This window comes from Streptomyces sp. NBC_00012, assembly GCF_045040875.1.
Classification (GTDB): Bacteria; Actinomycetota; Actinomycetes; order Streptomycetales; family Streptomycetaceae; genus Streptomyces.
On sequence record NZ_CP108309.1, the window covers coordinates 7,107,171 to 7,123,833 of the forward strand.

Consider the following 16,663-nt stretch of genomic DNA (forward strand, 5'->3'; position numbering starts at 1 on the left):
GCAGAATCGACGGACCGGCTTCTGCGTGTGCACGAGCGGGGGCGTCCGGGCGCCCGGTCACGCAGCGGCTGGCAGCTCCGGACGCAGCGGCCAGGCCGGATCCACCGCCTCCGCCGTGCCGTTCTTCGCGAACCACGCCTGCAGTCCACGCGCCTGCGCCGCATGCCACACGGCCTGCAGGGTGTGCAGCTCCGGCGGGGTCAGCCGTTCCAGCCGGGACGAGAACCGCCGCCCCACCGCACGTACCAGCTCCAGCGAGGCCGCCGCGTCGGCCGCCGCGTCATGGGCGCCGTCGAGCACCACTCCGTACAGCTCGCAGAGATCGGTGAGGGTCCGGCGCCCCTTGCGGTAGCGGTCCAGATGTTTGTCGAGCACGCGCGGATCCAGCACGCACAGGGGGGAGTTCTGCAGATACGTCCCGAGCGACGAGGCGCGGTGACGCCTCAGCTCGCGGTCCAGCAGCGTCAGGTCGAATGGCGCGTTCATCACGACCAGCGGGCGCCCGGCCGCGCACTGCTCGGCCAGCGCGCGGGCTATCTCCTCCACCACCGGCGCCGGCCAGCGGCCGTGGCGCTGAAGGTGATCGTCGGTCAGGCCGTGGATCTCGGTCGCCCCCACGGGCACCGGTATCCCCGGATTCACCAGCCAGCGGGTGACGCGCGTCCGCCCGCCCGCGGCGTCCTGGACGACCAGGGCGGCCGAGACGATCCGGTCCCCCTCGACGTCGACTCCTGTTGTCTCGGTGTCAAAAGCGGCCAGCGGCCCCTCGTACCAGTGAGTCATCCCCGAACTCCTCGTGCCCGAACGGCAGATGTGTGATTCCTCTGCCCGGTCCGGTGATACCCGCACCCATTGCCTGATACGCCGTTTGCGGGCCGTCCCGTGCGGTGACAACACAGGTGGGGAGAACGGTAGTTGGCCGTCGCCCCGCCCGGAGAACCGATCGGCACAGCCCGGAAGGCACACGCAGCCATGGCGCTCGCGCAGCCCGAACCGAGCGGGCTGCTGTCCCAGCGGATCGAACCGCTGCGCGGCACACTCGCAACCACCGCCTGCATGGAGACGCTCCAGGTGGGCTATCTGCACGCGGTCGCGGCCGCGGCGGGGTGCTCCCTGTCGCAGCCCTTCCCCGACAACGGAATCGACTGGCACGTCAGCCACGGCGCCCCAGGCCATGCCGTGGACGACGAAGTGACCATAAAAGTTCAGCTCAAGTGCACGTACCAGATCCCGCCGAACCCGCCGGGACCGACGTTCGCCTTCACGCTCGACAACGCCCACCTCGTCAAGCTCGCCCGGACACCCGTGTCGGTGCACAAGATCCTCGTCGTGATGATCGTGCCGCGCAGCCAGGACGACTGGCTGCGCGCCGGGCACGACCGGCTCGACCTGCGGCACTGCTGCTACTGGACCAACCTGGCCGGTCACGCGGTGACCGGCCGGCACCGGACCACCGTGCGGATCCCCACCTCGCGCATCTTCGACGACCGGGCGCTCTGCGAGATCATGACCCGCGTAGGGGCGGGAGGGAGACCTTGATGCACCGGCCGATGGACGAGTACGCCGACGGAGCGATCCCGTCAGCCACCCGCCCGCACCCCGCCGAGTCCGCGGGGCCGTGGCCCGATGCTGCCCGGCTCCCGGGCGACGTCCCGGACCCGGCCCGTGTCGACCCCGCGGTCCTCGGCGCCCTGCTCGGGCGGCACGGCTGGGAGCGCCGGGGCGGGGCGGCCGGGCACTACAGCCGGTGGACCCCACCGGGCCCGCCGGCCCCGCCCGGCGGCGGGACGAGCCTCCTGGTCCCCGACACCACCGCCTTCCCCGACAGCGAGGACCTCCTCGCCGAGGCGCTGACCGCGCTCGCCCGCAGCGCCGCGCCCTCCGCCCGCGAGGTGCTGGTCTCCCTCGCCGTGCCCAGCGACGAGATCCGCTGGTGGCGCGAGATCCCCGAGGCGGTCGCGGGCGCCACGGGCTGGGCCGGGGCCGAGCGGCTGCACACCGCCGCCCGGCAGATACTGCTCGCCGGAGCCCTCGCCGTACGCGCGAACACCGGCTACCACGGCGCACGTCACCGCCGCAGGGCCCGGGCCGCGCTCGAAGGCATCCTCGTCGGGCCCGCGCCCGGCGGCCGGGAGCTCGCCGCGTTCGTGCCGGTCGAACCGGGCCGTGCCGTCGCCGTACGGCTCTACCAGGCGCTGCACGCCACCCGGGAGGCCGTGGACTACCAACGGGCCACCGGCGGCTACGAAGCCTTCGACACCGCCGTCGAGGCGGGCGTCAGCCGGGAGCTGACCGAGGCCGTCATCGCACTCGTCCGGGGCTCGGAAGGGGCCGGGATCGCCCTGGAGTGGGCGCCCGCCGCCGGTACCCCGGAGGGCTGCCCGGCCCGGCCCGAGCCGGTGGAATTCTCACCGGGCGATCTGCCGGCCCTGCGCCGGGCGGGCGCCCGTTACCTCCACGACGAGCCGGCCGTGACGGTACGGATCACCGGCGCGGTCGTCCGGATGCGCCGCTCGGCTCCGCGGGGCCCCGGGATCGTGCGGCTGCGGGTGCTGGCGGGCGCCGAGGTGCCGCACGTACGGCTGGAGCTGGACGAGGAGGCGTACCGGATCGCCGGCCACGCCCATCTGGTGGGGCTGCCGATCCGGGTGGAGGGGCGGCTGGAGAGCCGCGGCGGCTTCCGGCGGCTGACCAGGACCTCGCACGTCGTGCCCGTGCAGGTCGACGAGGCGGAACGGGACCGGCTGATGAAGTCGCTCCAGGAGAACGTCGACCTTTTCGAGGAGGCGTGCACCAGCGAATAGGGCCCTGGGGCCTGTCCGGGAGGGCCCCGCGGGGTAGCCGTGGGGCCGGCTGCCCAAACCGTTTCGCAGAGGGGGCCCGCGGCTCGGTACGATTCGTATCGCACGCGCACTACGAACGCGTGCGTTCCCCCTGAGTCAGGAGAGACCGGTGTCAGACGTCCGTGTGATCATCCAACGCGATTCCGAGCGGGAAGAGCGCGTGGTGACGACGGGCACTACGGCAGCCGAGCTCTTTCCCGGCGAGCGCACCGTGGTCGCCGCCCGGGTCGCCGGCGAGCTGAAGGACCTCGCGTACGCCGTCGCCGACGGCGAGGTCGTCGAGCCCGTCGAGATCTCCTCCGAGGACGGCCTGAACATCCTGCGGCACTCCACCGCGCACGTCATGGCGCAGGCCGTGCAGCAGCTCTTCCCCGAGGCCAAGCTCGGCATCGGTCCGCCGGTCAAGGACGGCTTCTACTACGACTTCGACGTCGAGAAGCCCTTCACTCCCGAGGACCTCAAGGCCATCGAGAAGAAGATGCAGGAGATCCAGAAGCGGGGCCAGAAGTTCTCCCGCCGGGTCGTGACGGACGAGGCCGCCCGCGAGGAGCTGGCGGACGAGCCGTACAAGCTGGAGCTCATCGGCATCAAGGGCTCCGCGTCCTCGGACGACGGCGCCGACGTCGAGGTGGGCGGCGGCGAGCTGACCATCTACGACAACCTCGACCCGAAGACCGGCGATCTGTGCTGGAAGGACCTCTGCCGGGGCCCGCACCTGCCGACCACCCGTTTCATCCCGGCGTTCAAGCTGATGCGCAACGCCGCGGCGTACTGGCGGGGCAGCGAGAAGAACCCGATGCTCCAGCGCATCTACGGCACCGCGTGGCCCACCAAGGACGAGCTCAAGGCACACCTGGAGTTCCTGGAGGAGGCCGCCAAGCGCGACCACCGCAAGCTCGGCAACGAGCTGGACCTCTTCTCCTTCCCGGACGAGATCGGCCCCGGTCTCGCGGTCTTCCACCCCAAGGGCGGCATCATCCGCCGCGCCATGGAGGACTACTCGCGCCGCCGGCACGAGGAGGAGGGCTACGAGTTCGTCTACTCCCCGCACGCCACCAAGGGCAAGCTCTTCGAGAAGTCCGGCCACCTGGACTGGTACGCCGACGGCATGTACCCGCCCATGCAGCTCGACGACGGGGTGGACTACTACCTCAAGCCGATGAACTGCCCGATGCACAACCTGATCTTCGACGCGCGCGGCCGCTCCTACCGCGAACTGCCGCTGCGCCTCTTCGAGTTCGGCACGGTGTACCGGTACGAGAAGTCCGGCGTGGTGCACGGTCTGACCCGCTCGCGCGGCTTCACGCAGGACGACGCGCACATCTACTGCACCAAGGAGCAGATGGCGGAGGAGCTCGACCGGACGCTCACCTTCGTCCTGAACCTGCTCCGTGACTACGGTCTGACCGACTTCTACCTGGAGCTCTCCACCAAGGACCCGGAGAAGTTCGTCGGCTCCGACGAGATCTGGGAAGAGGCCACCGAGACGCTGCGCCAGGTCGCCGAGAAGCAGGGTCTGCCGCTGGTCCCGGACCCGGGCGGCGCCGCGTTCTACGGCCCGAAGATCTCCGTGCAGTGCAAGGACGCCATCGGCCGTACCTGGCAGATGTCGACCGTGCAGCTCGACTTCAACCTGCCGGAGCGCTTCGACCTGGAGTACACCGGCCCGGACGGGACCAAGCAGCGCCCGGTCATGATCCACCGCGCCCTGTTCGGCTCCATCGAGCGCTTCTTCGCGGTGCTGCTGGAGCACTACGCGGGCGCGTTCCCGGTGTGGCTGGCCCCGGTCCAGGCAGTGGGCATCCCGATCGGCGACACGCACATCCCGTACCTCCAGGAGTTCGCGGCCAAGGCTCGGAAGAAGGGGCTGCGGGTCGAGGTGGACGCCTCCTCGGACCGGATGCAGAAGAAGATCCGCAACCAGCAGAAGGCCAAGGTGCCCTTCATGATCATCGCGGGCGACGAGGACATGGCCAACGGCGCCGTCTCCTTCCGCTACCGCGACGGATCGCAGGAGAACGGCATCCCGGTCGAGGACGCCATCGCCAAGATCCAGAAGGCCGTCGAGGACCGCGTCCAGGTCTGACGGACACCTTGCGGGTGAGAGGCCCCCGGAGAGCTACCCGCTCTCCGGGGGCTTCTTTTCGTCCTCCCGCCGGAAGACCTGGAGCAGCCACGACGAGAACGACCCCGTCACCGCCCCCAGCAGCGCCAGCCCGCAGACCATCAGACCCGCGGCGACGACCCGGCCGCCCGGCGTGACCGGCACCGCGTCCCCGTACCCCACCGTGGTGAGCGTCTCGCACGCCCACCACACCGCGTCGCCGAAGGTGTGGATCGTGGAGTCCGGGACCTTGTGCTCCTGGTGGTAGACCGCGAGCGACGCGGAGAAGCCGAGCAGCAGGGCGGACGCTCCGGCGTAGCTGATCACGCGGGCGTACAGGCTCAGCCGCGGCTGCTCCCGGCGCTGCTGGACGGCGGAGTAGACCCGGATCAGCCGCAGCGGCCGCAGCAGCGGAAGCAGCAGCACCACAGTGTCCAGCCAGTGCACCCGGAAGAAGCGGTGACCGAGGCCGCTGAGCAGGAACCGCACGAGGTAGTCGGCCGCGAAGACCAGCCAGGTGGTGCCGACCAGGAGGAGGGCGAGGTCCCGCCAGGGCCCGATGTCCTCGGGGGCGAGGACGCGGACCGCGTAGCCGAGCAGGAAGAGCAGGGAGACTCCGAGGAGCGGCACTTCCGTGCGCTGCTCCCAGCGCCGGAGGCGAGGAGGGGTGGAGTCGGCGGCCCGGTCACTCATCGCCTCAGCATCGCCGTACGCCGACGGGTGTGGCCCCGGCGACACGCACCCCGGGAGTGAAGCAATATGCTGATCGCCATGACGAGTGAGCCGGAGCAGCAGATCGGAGTGGGAACGCCCGACGCGTTCCAGCGCCTGTGGACGCCCCACCGGATGGCGTACATCCAGGGTGAGAACAAGCCGACCGGTCCGGAGGCCGGCGACGGCTGTCCGTTCTGCGGGATCCCGTCGAGTTCGGACGAGGACGGGCTCGTCGTCGCCCGCGGCAAGCACGTGTACGCCGTGCTGAACCTGTATCCGTACAACGGCGGCCATCTGATGGTGGTGCCGTACCGGCATGTCGCGGACTACACGGAGCTGGACGGCCCGGAGACCATGGAGCTGGCCGATTTCACCAAGCGGGCGATGGTGGCCCTGCGGACGGCTTCGGGGGCACACGGATTCAATATCGGCATGAACCAGGGTTCGGTGGCGGGTGCCGGTATCGCGGCGCACCTGCACCAGCATCTGGTGCCGCGCTGGGGTGGTGACACCAACTTCATGCCGGTGGTCGGCCACACGAAGGTGCTGCCGCAGTTGCTCGCCGATACGCGCAAGATGCTGGCCGACGCCTGGCCGGCCGGCTGATCCCGGCAGTTGCTTCCGCGAGGGCCGCCCCGGCCGCAGTTCCTGCCGGGGCGGCCCTCGCGCGTCGGGGTGCGCGGCTACGCGTCGTACAGATCGGCCTTGCGCGGGGTCGGGTCCTGGACCGCGCCGCTCAGTATCATCGAGCGGTTGTCGAAGCGCTCGGTATCGACGCCGTTCTCGGCGAGGACGCGCAGGGCGGCGTTGTGGACGGCGCGCAGGACCGGCGTCGCGGCCCGCATCGCGTCGTCCGCCATGAAGCGATGGCGCCACGGCTTCTCGGCCCAGGCGTGCCGCAGGCCGAACGGCTCGGGCAGGGCGATCTTGCCGCCCAGGTAGTCCAGCAGCGGCGGGTACCAGGTGAACGGGGCGCGCAGGGCGAGCCGGACGACCTCGCTGGATTCGACCAGCGGGAGAGTGATGTCGCGGGTCTCCCAGAACCGGACGGTCTTGTTGACCGTCTTGGTCTTGGCCGCGGGCTTGCTGGTGAAGAGCGAGTGGACCGGGCCGAGCGCATGCCCGGTGACCTCGATGCGCAGGGTTTCGTAGAGCACCGTGACCGTGATCATCATCGTGATGACCAACTGGCCGTCCCAGAGGGTGAACTGGACACCCAGATAGTGCCGGTCACCACCGCCGAACTGCTGGTGGTTGCAGATCCGCTGTATCTCGTGCGGCTTGACCTGGAAGGTGGCGACGTCCTCGCCTGCGGGGCGGGAGACGGAGTCGGCGTTCTCCCCGACGGGGGACACGATCCAGTGGGTGACCGACGGGGTGGGGAACCCCCCGGTGTTCAGCGGGCCGCGCTCCAGCACCTTGAGCTGGTCGTGGATGGCCCGGATCAGGTCCCAGCTGCGGAACTGGTGGAACTCTTTGCCGGGGTCTTTGGAGACGAGCTCCTCGGCGAGCTGCCAGCTGCCCCAGCGGGTGCCCATGCCGAGGATTCCCTTGGGTCCCGCATAGAAGACCGAGTTGGACTGCTGCTCGGCGGTGAGCTTCTCCAGGCCCTGGCGGAGCGCCTCGCGGGAGGTCTCGTTGGGGTTCTTCGGCACGGCCTCGGGGATCTTGGCGCTGACGCCGCCGCCGGAGAGCAGCCCTTCCCAACGGGCGCGCATGTCCTTGGCGGAGGTCTCGGCGATCCGCTTGGCGATGAACCAGCCGATGACGGGGGCGATGATCATCGCGCGGACGTAGAGCGCCAGGAACCCGGTGAGCGGCAGGCCGACCAGGAAGACCAGCGCCACGATGCCTATGACCGGGAGCAGCGCGCCGCCCAGGGCGGAGAGCGCCTTGTCCTTGGTGTTGCCGAGGTAGTCGCGCAGTCGGAACGCGAGGACCCACAGGATCATGCCGGGCAGGAAGAGGAAGCCGAACAGGGCCGTGACGGCGGTGAGTTTGGTGTCGCGGCTCTTGCGGAGGCGGGACGCGGACAGACAGTGCTCGACGACGGTCTGCGGGTCCGTCCCGAAGGACTGGATGAGGGCCTTGCGGGCGCCGCCCAGCATGCGTTCCTGGACGGCGCGGGAGAACGCCTCGCCCAGATTGGGCTTGAAATAGTCGGACTTGAAGAGCTTGGAACGGCCCACCTTGACTTCGGACTTGTGCCACTCGCTGTTGGCGTCAAGGATCTTCTCCACCGGACTGTCGCGGTATGCGGCGGAGGCGAGGGCGTTCGTCGCCACCGCCTGTCCGCCCGAACCCTGGAGCGGGATCTGTGCTCCGGGAGAGAAATCGAATCCGTCGCTGGCCACTGTCGCCCCCACTCGCCGCCGAGGAATTGCTCCTGCGGCTGTTTCCCAACTGCCGTGCCCGGCACACCTTCTGAGCTGGGACCAAAGCGTATCGTCCGGATCGCTGCGCCGCCCGCCCCTGTGGACAAAGACGGGCGGCATGGCTGATCACGAGTCGTTCGGGTTGTTCTCCTGCTGTCCCCGGAGGCGTTCGGCGAGCTGCGGGGGCATTGCTTCGTGCCGGGCGTACGCCCGGTCGAACCGGCCGGCGCCATGGGAGAGGGACCGCAGGTCGACCGCGTACCTGCCGATCTCCAGTTCGGGCACCTCGGCCCGTACGAGGGTGCGGCCGGCGCCGGACTGCTCGGTTCCGATCACTCTGCCGCGCCGCCCGGACAGATCGCTCATCACCGGCCCGACATAGTCGTCGGGGACCAGGACCCGGATCTCGGCGACGGGTTCGAGGAGCTGGATGCGAGTGTCCGCCGCGGCCTCGCGCAGGGCCAGCGCGCCCGCGGTCTGGAACGCCGCGTCGGAGGAGTCCACCGAGTGCGACTTGCCGTCCCGCAGCGTGATGCGCACGTCGACGAGCGGATGGCCGGCCGCGACCCCGCGGGCGGCCTGTGCGCGCACACCTTTCTCTACGGACGGTACGAACTGACGGGGCACCGCTCCGCCGACCACCTTGTCGACGAACTCGATGCCCGAACCCGCGGGCAGCGGCTCCACGTCGATCTCGCAGATGGCGTACTGGCCGTGGCCGCCGGACTGCTTCACATGACGGCCTCGCCCGGTCGACGGTGCGGCGAAGGTCTCGCGGAGCGACACCTTGTGCGGTACGGCGTCGACCTGGACGCCGTACCGGCTGCGCAGCCGGTCCAGCGCCACGTCCTGGTGGACCTCGCCCAGGCACCACAGCACCACCTGGTGGGTGTCCTGGTTCTGTTCGAGGCGCATGGTCGGGTCCTCGGCGACCAGCCGGGCGAGTCCCTGGGAGAGCTTGTCCTCGTCCGCCTTGCTGTGCGCCTCTATGGCGAGCGGCAGCAGCGGGTCCGGCGTGGCCCAGGGGTCCAGCAGCAGCGGCAGGTCCGGGTCGGAGAGCGTGTCCCCGGTCTCGGCGCCGCCCAGCTTGGCGACGCTGACCAGATCCCCCGCGGCGCACGCGGTGAGCGGGCGCTGCTGCTTGCCGAACGGGGAGGAGAGCGCGCCGACGCGTACCTCGGCCTCGTGGAAGGGGCGGGGCTCGTGGCCTGGGTCGGTGAGGCCGTGGCCGAAGACGTGGACGGTCTCGTCGGGACGCAGGGTGCCGGAGAAGACGCGTACCAGCGAGACCCGGCCGACGTACGGGTCGGAGGCCGTCTTGACGACCTCGGCGACGAGCGGGCCGTCCGGGTCGCAGGTCACGACCGGCCGTGACGCCCCGTGCAGGGGAGTGACGTCGGGGACGGGGCGCTCCAGCGGGGTCGGGAATCCGCCGGTGATCAGGTCCAGCAGCTCGACGGTGCCGACGCCCTGGCGGGCACCCGGGGCGGCGGGGGCAGCGGTGAGGACGGGGTGGAAGGAGCCCCGGGCCACGGCGCGCTCCAGATCGTCGACGAGTGTCTTGACATCGACCTCGGCCCCGTCCAGGTAGCGGTCCATCAGGGTCTCGTCCTCGCTCTCGGCGATGATCCCCTCGACCAGCCGGTTGCGGGCCTCCTGGAGCGCCGGCCGCTGTTCCTCGGCGGGCGCGTTCTCCTGCCGCTCGCCCGAGGAGTAGTCGAAGATCCGCTGGGTGAGGAGTCCGGTGAGCCCGGTGAGCGGGGCGTGCCCGTCGGCGCCCTCGGTGCCGTGGACGGGCAGATGGAGCGGGATCACGGCATCGGGGTCGTCGCCGCCGAAGATCTCGCCGCAGATCCGGGTCATCTCGTCGAACGAGGTGCGTGCCGTGTCCAGGTGGGTGACGACGATGGCGCGCGGCATGCCGACGGCCGCGCACTCCTCCCAGACGGCGCGGGTGGTGCCGGCCACCGCGTCGGCCTCCTGGGCGGCGGACACAACGAAAAGGGCCGCGTCCGCCGCACGCAGACCGGCCCTGAGCTCGCCGACGAAATCGGCGTAGCCGGGGGTGTCCAGAAGATTGATCCGGTACCCGCCCCATTCGACGGGGACCAGGGAGAGCTGTACGGAACGCTGCTGGCGGTGCTCGATCTCGTCGTAGTCGGAGACGGTGGTGCCGTCCTCGACCCGTCCGGCCCGGTTGACCGCGCCCGCAGTCAGTGCGAGGGCCTCGACGAGCGTGGTCTTTCCGGAGCCGCTGTGACCGACCAGCACGACATTCCGTACGGATGAGGGCCGGCCGGCCGTCGCTGCCCTGCCGGCGGCCCCGGTGTGTGCGTGTGCCTTGTCGCCCATGATGCGTGCCTCCCAGGTAGTGGTGCGATGCGGAGGGAATACCGACGCGGTGTGGGGAGAGCTGCACGGGCACTGGGGAGCCGCCGCGGCGGCTACGGCGACGCCCGCGGTAATTCGAGCTTTCCACTCGTGCCGGGCCGCGTCCATACATGGCACGCCGCCGCGCGACGCCGGGTGCCCGGACGGTGGAGTCCGGCGGGCGTGACTACGATGGGCCAGCCGGTGGCCGTAGGGGCCGCTCGGCCCACCGACCCTCGGGAAGGCCATGCTGAACAAGTACGCGCGTGCATTTTTTACGCGTGTCCTCACACCGTTCGCCGCACTGCTGCTCCGTCTGGGCGTGAGCCCCGACGCGGTCACTCTGATCGGTACGGCCGGGGTGGTGGCAGGTGCGCTGGTCTTCTTCCCGATGGGGGAGTTCTTCTGGGGCACGATCGTCATCACGATCTTCGTCTTCTCCGACCTCGTCGACGGCAACATGGCCCGGCAGGCCGGCATCTCCAGCCGCTGGGGCGCGTTCCTGGACTCGACGCTGGACCGGGTCGCCGACGGGGCGATCTTCGGCGGATTCGCGCTCTGGTACGCGGGCAACGGCGACGACAACGTGCTCTGCGCGGTGGCGATCTTCTGTCTGGCCAGCGGCCAGGTGGTCTCGTACACGAAGGCGCGCGGCGAGTCGATCGGGTTGCCGGTCGCGGTCAACGGTCTCGTGGAGCGCGCCGAGCGGCTGGTGATCTCGCTGGTCGCGGCCGGATTCGCGGGCCTGCACAAGTTCGGTGTCCCGGGCATCCAGGTCCTGCTGCCGATCGCGCTGTGGATCGTCGCCGTGGGCAGCCTGATCACGCTGGTGCAGCGGGTCGTGACCGTGCGCCGAGAGTCCGCGGAGGCCGACGCGGCCGAGGCCGCCGCCGCGCGGCCGGGGAGCGGGACCGCACAGTGAGCGACGATCCGGCCCAGCCGCGCAACGGTCTGCGGGACCGGCTGACCGACGGGCTGTACGGCCTCGGCTGGAGCGCCGTCAAGAAGCTCCCCGAGCCGGTCGCCCGGGCTCTCTTCCGCACCATCGCCGACCAGGTGTGGAAGCGGCGCGGCAAGAGCGTGCTGCGGCTGGAGTCGAATCTGGCACGGGTCGTGCCCGGGGCGTCACCCGCCCGGCTGGCCGAACTCTCCAGGGCCGGGATGCGCTCGTACATGCGCTACTGGATGGAGTCGTTCCGGCTGCCAACCTGGAGTCCGGCACGGATCAAGGCGTCCATAGACGTGACCGACGCGCACCGGCTGACCGACGGCCTCGACACCGGCCGCGGCGTCATCCTCGCCCTGCCGCACCTGGGGAACTGGGACCTGGCGGGAGCCTGGGTCACCACCGATCTCAAGGTGCCCTTCACCACGGTCGCCGAGCGCCTCAAGCCCGAGACGCTGTACGACCGGTTCGTGGCCTACCGCGAGGGTCTCGGCATGGAGGTACTGCCGCACAGCGGCGGGGCGGCGTTCGGCACCCTGGCGAGGCGGCTGCGCGCGGGCGGGCTGGTCTGCCTGGTCGCCGACCGCGATCTGTCCGCCTCCGGCGTCGAGGTGACCTTCTTCGGCGACACCGCGCGGATGCCCGCCGGGCCCGCGCTGCTGGCCCAGCAGACCGGGGCGCTGCTGCTTCCGGTTACACTTAGTTACGACGACACGCCCGTGATGAAGGCGCGGATCCATGCGCCGGTCGAGCCGCCCGAGTCAGGTGACCGTACGGAGAAGACGTCCTCGATGACACAGGCGCTGGCCGATGCCTTCGCCGTCGGAATCGCCGACCATCCGGAGGACTGGCACATGCTGCAACGGCTCTGGCTCGCCGATCTGGAGCCCCGGGAGGACCGGACGTGAAGATCGGCATCGTGTGCCCGTACTCCTGGGACGTACCGGGCGGTGTGCAGTTCCACATCCGCGACCTGGCCGAACACCTGATCCGGCTGGGCCACCAGGTGTCGGTGCTGGCGCCCGCCGACGACGAGACGCCGCTGCCGCCGTACGTGGTGACGGCGGGCAGGGCCGTGCCCGTCCCGTACAACGGCTCCGTCGCCCGGTTGAACTTCGGCTTCCTCTCGGCCGCCCGGGTGCGCCGCTGGCTGCACGACGGCACCTTCGACGTGATCCACATCCACGAGCCGACCTCGCCGTCGCTGGGGCTGCTGGCCTGCTGGGCCGCGCAGGGGCCGATCGTCGCCACGTTCCACACGTCCAACCCGCGCTCCCGGGCCATGATCGCGGCGTACCCGATCCTCCAGCCGGCACTGGAGAAGATCAGCGCGCGCATCGCGGTGAGCGAGTACGCGCGCCGCACCCTGGTCGAGCACCTGGGCGGGGACGCGGTCGTCATCCCGAACGGCGTCGATGTCGGCTTCTTCGCCGCCGCCGAGCCCAGGGCCGAGTGGCAGGGAGGCACGATCGGCTTCATCGGGCGCATCGACGAGCCCCGCAAGGGCCTGCCGGTCCTGATGCGGGCGCTTCCCGCGATTCTCGCCGCCCGCCCGGACACCCGGCTGCTGGTGGCCGGCCGGGGCGACGAGGAGGAGGCCGTCGCCGCACTGCCCGAGGCGATGCGCGAGCGGGTCGAGTTCCTCGGCATGGTGAGCGACGAGGACAAGGCGCGGCTGCTGCGCAGCGTCGACGTGTACGTGGCACCCAACACCGGGGGCGAGAGCTTCGGGATCATCCTGGTCGAGGCCATGTCGGCCGGTGCCCCGGTCCTGGCCAGCGACCTGGACGCCTTCGCCCAGGTGCTGGATCTGGGCGCGGCGGGCGAACTCTTCACCAACGAGGACGCGGACGCGCTGGCCGCGGCGGCGATCCGGCTGCTCGGGGACCCGGAGCGGCGTGCGGAGCTGCGCGAGCGGGGCACCGCGCATGTGCGCCGGTTCGACTGGTCGACGGTCGGGGCGGACATCCTGGCGGTGTACGAGACGGTGACGGACGGCGCGGCCTCGGTGGCGGCCGACGAGCGCACGGGGCTGCGCGCCCGGTTCGGACTGGCGCGGGAGTGAGGGCCGCCGACCGGGGGCCGGGGATCCGGGGCCGGGCGGCCACGCCGTCCGTGCCCCACCGGTAGCCTTGCCGCCCGTGATCGAAACCCTCATCTGGATCGCCGTCGCGGTCGTCGCGATCGGTATGTACCTCAGCTGGACCGCCGGACGGCTGGACCGGCTGCACACCCGCATCGACGCCGCCCGGGCCGCCCTCGACGCGCAACTCCTGCGCCGTGCGTCGGTCACCCAGGAACTCGCCACGTCCGGTGTCCTCGATCCGGCCGCCTCCATCGTCCTGTACGAGGCCGCGCACGCCGCCCGCCAGGCGGAGGAGGAACACCGCGAGGTCGCGGAGAGCGAACTGAGCACCGCGCTGCGGGCGGTCTTCGGCGAGCCGGCGCAGGTGGAGGCCGTGAAGGAGATCCCCGGCGGTGAGGAGGCGGCGCTCGAACTCGCCGCCGCCGTGCGCCGCGTCCCGATGGCCCGGCGGTTCCACAACGACGCGGTGCGCGCGGCCCGCGCGCTGCGCCGGCACCGCAAGGTGCGGTGGTTCCGGCTGGCCGGACACGCCCCCTTCCCGCTGGCCTTCGAGATGGACGACGAACCGCCGGTGGCCCTTGCGGACCGCCCCGTCAGCTGACCGGACCGCCGCATTCGGGCGTGACGGGGGCCACATGTCGTCCCGTACGCGTTCAAAACGATCCACCGGCCTGCCATTGGCCCTTGCAGTGGACTGCTCCCGGAGAGTTTGCTCAGGACTGCGCGAAGCAGCGCTTTTCAGCAACTTTTTCTCCGAGTGAGGTCGATCCATGTCCACGCTTCCCACCACCCCGCAGCCCGCAGACTCCCCGGCCACCGGCACCGCGCGCGTCAAGCGCGGCATGGCCGAGCAGCTCAAGGGCGGCGTGATCATGGACGTCGTCAACGCCGAGCAGGCGAAGATCGCCGAGGACGCGGGCGCCGTGGCCGTCATGGCCCTGGAGCGGGTTCCGGCCGACATCCGCAAGGACGGCGGCGTGGCCCGGATGTCGGACCCGAACATGATCGAGGAGATCATCGAGGCCGTCTCCATCCCGGTGATGGCGAAGTCGCGTATCGGTCACTTCGTCGAGGCCCAGGTCCTTCAGTCCCTCGGCGTCGACTACATCGACGAGTCCGAGGTCCTCACCCCGGCCGACGAGGTCAACCACAGCGACAAGTTCGCCTTCACCACCCCGTTCGTCTGCGGCGCGACCAACCTGGGCGAGGCCCTGCGCCGGATCGCCGAGGGTGCGGCCATGATCCGCTCGAAGGGCGAGGCCGGCACCGGGAACGTCGTCGAGGCGGTCCGCCACCTGCGCCAGATCAAGAACGAGATCGCCCGTCTGCGCGGTTACGACAACAACGAGCTGTATGCCGCCGCCAAGGAGCTCCGTGCCCCGTACGAGCTGGTCAAGGAGGTCTCGGAGCTCGGCAAGCTGCCCGTCGTGCTGTTCTCCGCGGGCGGTGTCGCCACCCCCGCCGACGCCGCGCTGATGCGCCAGCTCGGTGCCGAGGGCGTCTTCGTCGGCTCCGGCATCTTCAAGTCCGGCGACCCGGCCAAGCGCGCCGCCGCGATCGTGAAGGCCACCACCTTCTACGACGACCCGAAGATCATCGCGGACGCCTCCCGGAACCTGGGCGAGGCCATGGTCGGCATCAACTGCGACACCCTGCCCGAGGCCGAGCGCTACGCCAACCGTGGCTGGTAATCACTGATGAGCGACACCCCTGTGATCGGAGTCCTGGCTCTCCAGGGCGACGTACGGGAACACCTGATCGCCCTGGCCTCGGCTGACGCCCTGGCCAGGCCGGTCCGGCGTCCCGAGGAACTCGCCGAGGTCGACGGCCTGGTCATCCCCGGCGGCGAGTCCACCACGATGTCCAAGCTGGCCGCCCTGTTCGGCATGCTGGAACCGCTGCGCGAGCGGGTACGGGACGGCATGCCCGTCTACGGCACCTGCGCCGGAATGATCCTGCTCGCCGACAAGATCCTCGACCCGCGCTCGGGCCAGGAGACGGTCGGCGGGATCGACATGATCGTGCGCCGCAACGCCTTCGGGCGGCAGAACGAGTCCTTCGAGGCGGCCGTCGAGGTCGCCGGCATCGAGGACGGACCCGTGGAGGGCGTGTTCATCCGCGCCCCTTGGGTGGAGTCGGTCGGCGCGCAGGCCAAGGTGGTGGCGGAGCACGGCGGCCATATCGTCGCCGTACGTCAGGGAAACGCCCTGGCCACGTCTTTCCACCCGGAATTGACCGGAGACCACCGCGTTCACGCGCTGTTCGTGGACATGGTGCGCGCAGTCGGCTGATTCGATCCCGGTAGGATCTCTCGGGTTCGAATCGTTTTTGGTGACGCGAAGGAGAAGGCAGATGTCCGGCCACTCTAAATGGGCTACGACGAAGCACAAGAAGGCCGTGATTGATGCCAAGCGCGGCAAGCTCTTCGCGAAGCTGATCAAGAACATCGAGGTCGCGGCCCGCACCGGCGGTGTGGACCCCGAGGGAAATCCGACCCTCGTGGACGCGATCCAGAAGGCGAAGAAGAGCTCCGTACCGAACAAGAACATCGACTCCGCGGTCAAGCGCGGTGGCGGTCTCGAAGCGGGCGGCGTCGATTACCAGACGATCATGTACGAGGGTTATGGCCCGAACGGTGTCGCGGTGCTCATCGAGTGCCTCACCGACAACCGCAACCGTGCCGCCTCCGACGTGCGTGTGGCGATGACCCGCAACGGCGGCTCGATGGCCGACCCGGGTTCGGTCTCGTACCTCTTCAACCGCAAGGGCGTCGTCATCGTTCCCAAGGGCGAGCTGACCGAGGACGATGTCCTCGACGCGGTCCTCGACGCGGGCGCCGAGGAGGTCAACGACCTCGGTGACACGTACGAGGTCGTCAGCGAGGCCACCGACATGGTCGCGGTCCGTACCGCGCTCCAGGAGGCCGGCATCGACTACGACTCCGCCGAGGCCAACTTCCTGCCCACCATGCAGGTCGAGCTGGACGAGGAAGGCGCGCGCAAGATCTTCAAGCTGATCGACGCGCTGGAGGACAGCGACGACGTGCAGAACGTCTTCGCCAACTTCGACGTCTCGGACGAGGTCATGGAGAAGGTCGACGCCTGAGCCGCGCTCTGCGCAGCCTTCAGCGACGGGCCGACGGGGACACACCCCGTCGGCCCGTCGCATTGTCAGTGCGAGCCGATAGCCTGCGGGAACAGTTGACCGATCGGTACGGAGGGGGCC

At 70.4% G+C, this 16,663-nt stretch carries 15 protein-coding genes; 11 read left to right on the forward strand and 4 right to left on the reverse strand.

The features are described from left to right. Positions 1–57 precede the first annotated feature (57 nt). Positions 58–783: a 3'-5' exonuclease gene (locus tag OHA19_RS32555; RefSeq protein ID WP_405752488.1), complete on the reverse strand. Its 726-nt coding sequence runs from the start codon at positions 781–783 to the stop codon at positions 58–60. A 189-nt stretch (positions 784–972) separates the two neighbouring features. Between OHA19_RS32555 and OHA19_RS32560 the strand changes: the two genes are divergently transcribed. The 3 genes from OHA19_RS32560 (at position 973) to thrS (ending at position 4,929) form a co-directional block, all read left to right on the forward strand. Further along, a complete protein-coding gene (locus tag OHA19_RS32560) occupies positions 973–1,539 on the forward strand; it encodes a DUF4365 domain-containing protein (protein WP_124718814.1) in 567 nt (188 codons plus the stop codon). Next, positions 1,539–2,804, forward strand: coding sequence for a hypothetical protein (locus OHA19_RS32565; RefSeq protein ID WP_405710809.1), 1,266 nt, complete (start codon positions 1,539–1,541; stop codon positions 2,802–2,804). The genes OHA19_RS32560 and OHA19_RS32565 overlap by 1 nt, the downstream gene beginning before the upstream one ends. A gap of 148 nt (positions 2,805–2,952) precedes the next feature. Beyond that, positions 2,953–4,929: a threonine--tRNA ligase gene (gene thrS, locus OHA19_RS32570; RefSeq protein WP_405710807.1), complete on the forward strand. Its 1,977-nt coding sequence runs from the start codon at positions 2,953–2,955 to the stop codon at positions 4,927–4,929. A gap of 33 nt (positions 4,930–4,962) precedes the next feature. Here thrS and OHA19_RS32575 read toward each other — a convergent pair whose 3' ends face one another. After that, positions 4,963–5,640, reverse strand: a complete 678-nt coding sequence (locus OHA19_RS32575; RefSeq protein WP_405752490.1) for a potassium channel family protein — start codon at positions 5,638–5,640, stop codon at positions 4,963–4,965. 66 nt (positions 5,641–5,706) lie between these two features. Between OHA19_RS32575 and OHA19_RS32580 the strand changes: the two genes are divergently transcribed. Beyond that, positions 5,707–6,267: an HIT family protein gene (locus tag OHA19_RS32580; protein WP_405710803.1), complete on the forward strand. Its 561-nt coding sequence runs from the start codon at positions 5,707–5,709 to the stop codon at positions 6,265–6,267. Between the two features lie 77 nt (positions 6,268–6,344). On the opposite strand, the gene OHA19_RS32585 is transcribed toward OHA19_RS32580, so the two are convergent. Further along, positions 6,345–8,015, reverse strand: a complete 1,671-nt coding sequence (locus tag OHA19_RS32585; RefSeq protein ID WP_405710801.1) for a hypothetical protein — start codon at positions 8,013–8,015, stop codon at positions 6,345–6,347. Between the two features lie 147 nt (positions 8,016–8,162). Continuing rightward, positions 8,163–10,388, reverse strand: a complete 2,226-nt coding sequence (locus OHA19_RS32590; protein WP_405710799.1) for an elongation factor G-like protein EF-G2 — start codon at positions 10,386–10,388, stop codon at positions 8,163–8,165. Between the two features lie 265 nt (positions 10,389–10,653). Here OHA19_RS32590 and pgsA point away from each other — a divergent pair, with 265 nt between their 5' ends. From pgsA to OHA19_RS32625, 7 genes are all read left to right on the forward strand, one after another. After that, on the forward strand, positions 10,654–11,328 hold the full coding sequence (gene pgsA, locus OHA19_RS32595; protein WP_405710797.1) for a phosphatidylinositol phosphate synthase: 675 nt from the start codon (positions 10,654–10,656) through the stop codon (positions 11,326–11,328). Beyond that, a complete protein-coding gene (locus OHA19_RS32600; RefSeq protein ID WP_405710795.1) occupies positions 11,325–12,260 on the forward strand; it encodes a phosphatidylinositol mannoside acyltransferase in 936 nt (311 codons plus the stop codon). Before pgsA ends, OHA19_RS32600 begins: the two co-directional genes overlap by 4 nt. Continuing rightward, the gene (locus OHA19_RS32605; protein WP_405710793.1) at positions 12,257–13,417 is read left to right on the forward strand and encodes a glycosyltransferase family 4 protein; all 1,161 of its coding nucleotides are present in this window, start codon (positions 12,257–12,259) and stop codon (positions 13,415–13,417) included. The genes OHA19_RS32600 and OHA19_RS32605 overlap by 4 nt, the downstream gene beginning before the upstream one ends. A gap of 124 nt (positions 13,418–13,541) precedes the next feature. Further along, positions 13,542–14,039 carry a hypothetical protein gene (locus tag OHA19_RS32610; protein WP_124719377.1) on the forward strand — a complete coding sequence of 166 codons (498 nt, stop codon included), beginning with the start codon at positions 13,542–13,544 and terminating at the stop codon, positions 14,037–14,039. A gap of 169 nt (positions 14,040–14,208) precedes the next feature. Then, the gene (pdxS, locus tag OHA19_RS32615; protein ID WP_405710791.1) at positions 14,209–15,129 is read left to right on the forward strand and encodes a pyridoxal 5'-phosphate synthase lyase subunit PdxS; all 921 of its coding nucleotides are present in this window, start codon (positions 14,209–14,211) and stop codon (positions 15,127–15,129) included. Between the two features lie 6 nt (positions 15,130–15,135). Continuing rightward, positions 15,136–15,729 (forward strand): pyridoxal 5'-phosphate synthase glutaminase subunit PdxT, encoded by a 594-nt coding sequence (pdxT, locus tag OHA19_RS32620; RefSeq protein WP_405710789.1) that lies wholly within the window; start codon positions 15,136–15,138, stop codon positions 15,727–15,729. 61 nt (positions 15,730–15,790) lie between these two features. After that, positions 15,791–16,543, forward strand: coding sequence for a YebC/PmpR family DNA-binding transcriptional regulator (locus OHA19_RS32625; RefSeq protein ID WP_405710787.1), 753 nt, complete (start codon positions 15,791–15,793; stop codon positions 16,541–16,543). Positions 16,544–16,663 lie beyond the last annotated feature (120 nt).

Coding starts and splice junctions, on each gene's coding strand:
- OHA19_RS32590 (WP_405710799.1), bottom strand. CDS start 10,388: ATGGGCGACAAGGCACACGCACACACCGGGGCCGCCGGCAGGGCAGCG.
- OHA19_RS32610 (WP_124719377.1), top strand. CDS start 13,542: ATGTACCTCAGCTGGACCGCCGGACGGCTGGACCGGCTGCACACCCGC.
- pdxS (WP_405710791.1), top strand. CDS start 14,209: ATGTCCACGCTTCCCACCACCCCGCAGCCCGCAGACTCCCCGGCCACC.
- OHA19_RS32555 (WP_405752488.1), bottom strand. CDS start 783: ATGACTCACTGGTACGAGGGGCCGCTGGCCGCTTTTGACACCGAGACA.
- OHA19_RS32625 (WP_405710787.1), top strand. CDS start 15,791: ATGTCCGGCCACTCTAAATGGGCTACGACGAAGCACAAGAAGGCCGTG.
- OHA19_RS32580 (WP_405710803.1), top strand. CDS start 5,707: ATGCTGATCGCCATGACGAGTGAGCCGGAGCAGCAGATCGGAGTGGGA.
- pdxT (WP_405710789.1), top strand. CDS start 15,136: ATGAGCGACACCCCTGTGATCGGAGTCCTGGCTCTCCAGGGCGACGTA.
- OHA19_RS32575 (WP_405752490.1), bottom strand. CDS start 5,640: ATGAGTGACCGGGCCGCCGACTCCACCCCTCCTCGCCTCCGGCGCTGG.
- OHA19_RS32560 (WP_124718814.1), top strand. CDS start 973: ATGGCGCTCGCGCAGCCCGAACCGAGCGGGCTGCTGTCCCAGCGGATC.
- pgsA (WP_405710797.1), top strand. CDS start 10,654: ATGCTGAACAAGTACGCGCGTGCATTTTTTACGCGTGTCCTCACACCG.
- OHA19_RS32565 (WP_405710809.1), top strand. CDS start 1,539: ATGCACCGGCCGATGGACGAGTACGCCGACGGAGCGATCCCGTCAGCC.